Raw genomic sequence first — 4,762 nt, 5'->3', positions numbered from 1 at the left:
ACTTTAGCGCGCGCGCTGGCGCGCCGGCTGGGAGCGGCCGTCGTCAACTCCGACGTCGTGCGCAAGGGCCTCGCCGGCGCGTCCGATCGGCGGAATAACGTCGCCTATGGGAAGGGCATCTACAATCCTTCCATGACCGGGAGAGCCTATCGCAGGATGACGGAAGAAGTTGAGAGACATCTCGCCGTCGGGGAGGGAGTGATCGTGGACGCCACGTTTCAAAAAGCGGCGCAGCGCTCCGCCGTCTTCGAGGCGGCGGCGCGGAACGGCGCGCCGTTGGCGATCGTCTATTGTCACACGCGCGACGGAGTCGTCCGGGAAAGACTCTTCAGGCGCGCCGAAGGCGGACGCGATATATCCGACGGCACCTGGCGGATTTATTTGAAGCAAAGGGAAGTTTTCGAGCCGTTCGCCGAGTCGGCGCCTTACCACGCCCTCAACACCGGGGCGCCGGTTGGGGAGCTGTGCGGCGAGGTGGAGCAATTTTTACGCGCGGCATTTTCCACCCGGGAAAAACCGACCCTGTCTTATCCGGTTCAACAACCGGCGGCGCATCTTTTGTCCGCAAGCCGATGAACGAGGTCGTCATCGTCAGCGCGGTCAGGACCCCCATAGGAAGCCTCAACGGCTCTCTGGCTTCTCTCCCGGCCCCGGCGCTGGGAAGCATCGCGATCGCCGAGGCGTTGCGCCGAGCGGGCGTCGGCGGCGGCGAAGTGGACGAAGTCCTCATGGGAAACGTCCTCTCCGCCGGCGTCGGCCAGGCGCCGGCCCGCCAGGCGGCTCTCAAGGCGGGGTTGCCCGACAAAGTCGGCTGCACCACGATCAATAAAGTTTGCGGCTCCGGTTTGAAGGCCGTGATGCTGGGCGCGCAGGCGATTCGCCTCGGCGAGGCGGAAGTCGTGGTGGCCGGCGGCATGGAGAGCATGAGCAACGCGCCCTATCTCCTGGACAAAGCGCGAAGCGGTTATCGCCTCGGGCACGCGACCATGATGGACAGCTTGTTCAAAGACGGGCTTTGCGACGCCGGCAGCGATTTACCGATGGGGGCTCTGGCGGAATCCTGCGCGGGCGAATTTCACATCTCGCGCGCCGAGCAGGATGAGTTCGCCGCGACGAGTTACCGCCGCGCCGAGGCGGCGCAAAGAAGCGGCGCGTTTAAAAAAGAAATTGTTCCGGTTCGGGTGGGCGGGAAAAACGGCAGCGGACCATCGGTCGAGAAGGATGAAGAAATCGAGCGATTCGACGCGGAGAAGATGAAGGCGTTGAAGCCCGTCTTTCGACCGGACGGCACGGTGACCGCGGGAAATTCTTCTTCGATCAGCGACGGCGCGGCGGCGCTGATTTTGATGGCGCGGGACAAAGCTCGGGCGCTCGGCATCCGGCCGCTTGCGCGAATCGTCGGCTATGCTTCGTCCGCCCGCGAGCCTGAATGGTTCACACTGGCGCCGGCGGACGCGATTTCGCTGCTGCTGAAGAAAACCGGCCATGCCTTGGGCGACGTCGATCTTTTTGAAATCAACGAGGCGTTCGCCGCCGCTTCGATCGCGATCAACCGGATGCTCAAATTGGATCCGGAGAAAGTCAACGTGCGCGGCGGCGCAGTCGCCTTGGGCCACCCGATCGGCGCCAGCGGCGCAAGGATCTTGACGACGCTCCCTTACGCGTTGATCGACCTCGACAAGGAGCGCGGCGTCGCCGCGCTCTGCATCGGCGGCGGCGAAGCCGTCGCGCTGATGGTGGAGCGGATTTAGCCAACCGAAGGTAGCACCCCCTGCATGTGTCGTCAGCTTCGGCGACATTCAGTGCGGATCATCATAACCTCCGCATAAAAGCCTAAACCGTACTCGACGGAATAACCTAAAAATGCCACAACATAATAACCTAATTATGACGCAGCACGAAAACCTGCATAGCGGGTAACATTCTTGTCAGTCTTATTTAAATCCGTCTGAGTTTATTTGAATCGTCGTGAGCGGGGAAAGAAACTCGCCGGGGAGTTTTGTGCTTGACATTGTGTAGCTTATAAACTACGCTGGGTTTATGGAAGTTTCAGAGCGGCAGGTGGATAGCTACGTACGTCCTGACGGCAGCTGTCCTTTCGACGATTGGATGGATTCGCTCCGGGACCAACGAGCAAGAGCTAAAATTCGCGCCAGGATCGTTCGTGTCCGGTTGGGAAATTTGGGTACCTGTGAACCTGTTGGAAGCGGCGTCCTTGAACTTAAAATCGATTATGGACCTGGCTATCGCGTTTACTTTGGCCAAGTCGGTACCAAGTTGGTTATTCTGCTTTGCGGCGGAGATAAAAGTTCACAGTCTGAGGACATAAGGAAAGCGATCGAATATTGGGAGGACTACAAAAAGTAGGAGTTCACCATGGCTAAAAGTAGAAGTTATCAAAGAAATCTTTTGGAAGCGCTCAAAGACCCTGTTGAAGCAGCAGAGTATTTGAACGCGGCTCTAGAAGACGGGAAGCCTGAGGTTTTTCTTCTGGCTTTGAGAGACGTTGTCGACGCGTACGGCGGAATGGGCAAGCTCGCGGCGTCTACTTCGCTGAACAGAGAAAATCTTTACCGGATGCTTTCGACGAAAGGGAATCCGGAGTTTTTTAGTCTGTCGTCGGTCCTTGATACCGTTGGATTCAGATTGGCGGTCGAACCCAAGGCCGCCGCGCCGTCAAAAGCAAAAAATATCAATATTGCTCGGAAAAAAGCAAGTATTCCCTAAAGAACGTGTCGAAAATTTTCTCGACAATGGCGGAATAGCGGTCACGCGACTTGACGGGTTCCTTTATTTACCGGTCGATCAAATCCGCCGTCGATTTATACGTCTCGAACTTCGCCCGCACGTAAGGCGAGCTGTAGCCGTTCTGAATCCGCTCGATGCGCTCGGGGCGGGAGAAAAATTCCCGGTTGATCGAGGCGCAGATCTCGCCCAGCTCTTTCCGCGACAGGTGGCGCGTCGGCATGACGCTGTGGAGCGCGTCCCAGTTTTTTAGCTCCACCTCCTCGAGCCGCTCCCCGGCGAGCGCTTGGCGCCACACCGGCGAGCCGGGCATCGGCGTCAAGCGCATGAGCACCCCGATGTCGGGGTCGATCTCGTCCACGACGCGAAAGCGGTTTTGGATCTTCGCCGCGTCGTCCTCCCAGAAGCCGCTCATGTAGGTTCCCACGGTCGAAATGTCGTGGCGCCGGAGCAGCCGCACCAGCTCCTTCAAGTCGGCGATCGTGTAGGGGTCTTTGCTCTTGTGAATGTTGACCAGCTCCTCGTCGCTGCCGACTTCGATGCCGAACAGCACCTGATAGCACCCGGCCCGCCTCAGGCGGGGTATCAGGTCGGCGTCGCGGATCAGATTCCTCGCCCGGCCCATGAAAAACCACTGGATGTTCAGCGCGCGGCGCTCGAGCTCGTCGAGCAGGTCGATCATCTTTTGGCGCGCGGAATTGAAATCGTCGTCCATGAAGTTGAGCGCTTTGACGCCGTAGCGCTTGCGCAGAAGCTCCATTTCATCGGCCACGAGTTTTCCGCTGCGGGTCCGGTGGACGAAGAAATCCTGCCGCTGGCGGGAATCGACCAAGCCCCACTCGTAGCAGAAGCTGCACGCGCCCTCGCAGCCGCGGCTGGTCACCGCCTCGTTATAGCCTTCGATGCGCGAAAAGCCGATATACTTGCCCATCGGGAAGAGATCGTAGGCCGGCATCGGCAATCGATTCAGGTCGGAAAGCAGCGGACGCGGCCGGGTCAAGTGAATGTCCGAAGCGTTTCGGTAAGCGAGCCCCGCGATTTCATGCAGCCTGGGGCTTTCCCGTTTCAGCTCTCTCAGCAGCTCGACGAGAGTTTCCTCGGCTTCGCCCACGAGAACGTAGTCGAGTTGGGGAGCGAAGCGGAGCATATCCTTGGGCATCGCCGAGAGCGCCAGCCCGCCCGCGATGGTCACGAGCCTCGGGGAGGCGTCTTTTAAAAGCGCCAGGGCTTCGAGGTAGCGCAGCACCGACCCGGCGACGCCTTCGGTCACGACGCGCGTCCCGACAAAGACCGCGTCCGGCGCGATCTCTCCGACGCGATCGATCATCTCCGCTTCGCTGAGCCCGAGCGCGCGGCAGTCGAGGACCGCCACCTCGGCGGCCTTTTGGTCGCGCACATAGGCCGCCAGGTGGGCGTAAAGCGAATTGCACGCGATATGGCGCGCGCCCCAGCGCTTCCAGTTGCCCATCGGTGGATGCAGGAAGAGAAGCTTCATCCTTGGCGCTAGGTTGACGCGGAGAGCAGTAACGTCATGCATCATCCCTGGAGTAAGACCTGAGACAGCTCCTGGTGCAACTCTGTAGCTTCGGCCATAACGTGCAGGTCTTGACTCTGAGCTCCGGTCGATCCAAGTCCGAAGCGGAGTCAGCGTGGCCGGCCTCGATACTCACCTCCGCGAAGCGTCTGATTTCGGGACATGCCAGAATCCTTCGAAAAAGCACGAAGGAGGTCCATCCGTCATGAGAGCAGCGGCAGACATGGGCGGCGCTTGAAACCGCGCCGCAAAGCGTCTCCAAGGTCCGAACGGCGATCATAGTTATCGGGGAAGCCTTCATGGTTGAGTTCGTCGAAAATATTTTCACATCACGGCCCTTGTTGTCTCTTATGAAAATGAATTCACGCCGCCATCGGCAATTTCTCCAACGTGACTTGGTAACCGAGTCTTTGCAGCCGGTTGAGGCAGCGTTTTGTTACTGCCTGACGGTCACGTTCATCAAAGTAGTTAACACCGAGGTCG

The 4,762-nt window shown here is 59.2% G+C and carries 5 protein-coding genes; 4 read left to right on the top strand and 1 reads right to left on the bottom strand.

Features of this window, described 5'->3' with window-relative positions:
- The 4 genes from VGL70_05275 to VGL70_05260 all read left to right on the top strand — a co-directional run.
- A partial coding sequence (locus VGL70_05275) for an AAA family ATPase (protein ID HEY3302931.1) occupies positions 1–576 on the top strand: 576 nt, incomplete at its 5' end.
- Positions 573–1,751, top strand: coding sequence for an acetyl-CoA C-acetyltransferase (locus tag VGL70_05270; GenBank protein HEY3302930.1), 1,179 nt, complete (start codon positions 573–575; stop codon positions 1,749–1,751). The genes VGL70_05275 and VGL70_05270, both read left to right, overlap by 4 nt.
- A gap of 289 nt (positions 1,752–2,040) precedes the next feature.
- The gene (locus VGL70_05265; protein HEY3302929.1) at positions 2,041–2,367 is read left to right on the top strand and encodes a type II toxin-antitoxin system RelE/ParE family toxin; all 327 of its coding nucleotides are present in this window, start codon (positions 2,041–2,043) and stop codon (positions 2,365–2,367) included.
- Positions 2,368–2,409: 42 nt separating this feature from the next.
- A complete protein-coding gene (locus VGL70_05260; protein ID HEY3302928.1) occupies positions 2,410–2,727 on the top strand; it encodes an addiction module antidote protein in 318 nt (105 codons plus the stop codon).
- Between the two features lie 67 nt (positions 2,728–2,794).
- Here the strand turns inward: VGL70_05260 and VGL70_05255 are convergent, their stop codons facing one another.
- Positions 2,795–4,240, bottom strand: coding sequence for a radical SAM protein (locus tag VGL70_05255; protein ID HEY3302927.1), 1,446 nt, complete (start codon positions 4,238–4,240; stop codon positions 2,795–2,797).
- Positions 4,241–4,762 lie beyond the last annotated feature (522 nt).

The sequence above is a fragment of the Candidatus Binatia bacterium genome (assembly GCA_036504975.1).
Taxonomy (GTDB): Bacteria; Desulfobacterota; Binatia; order UBA9968; family UBA9968; genus JAJPJQ01.
The sequence above is the reverse complement of the archived record's forward strand: the minus strand, read 5'-3'. Positions and strand labels throughout refer to the sequence as shown.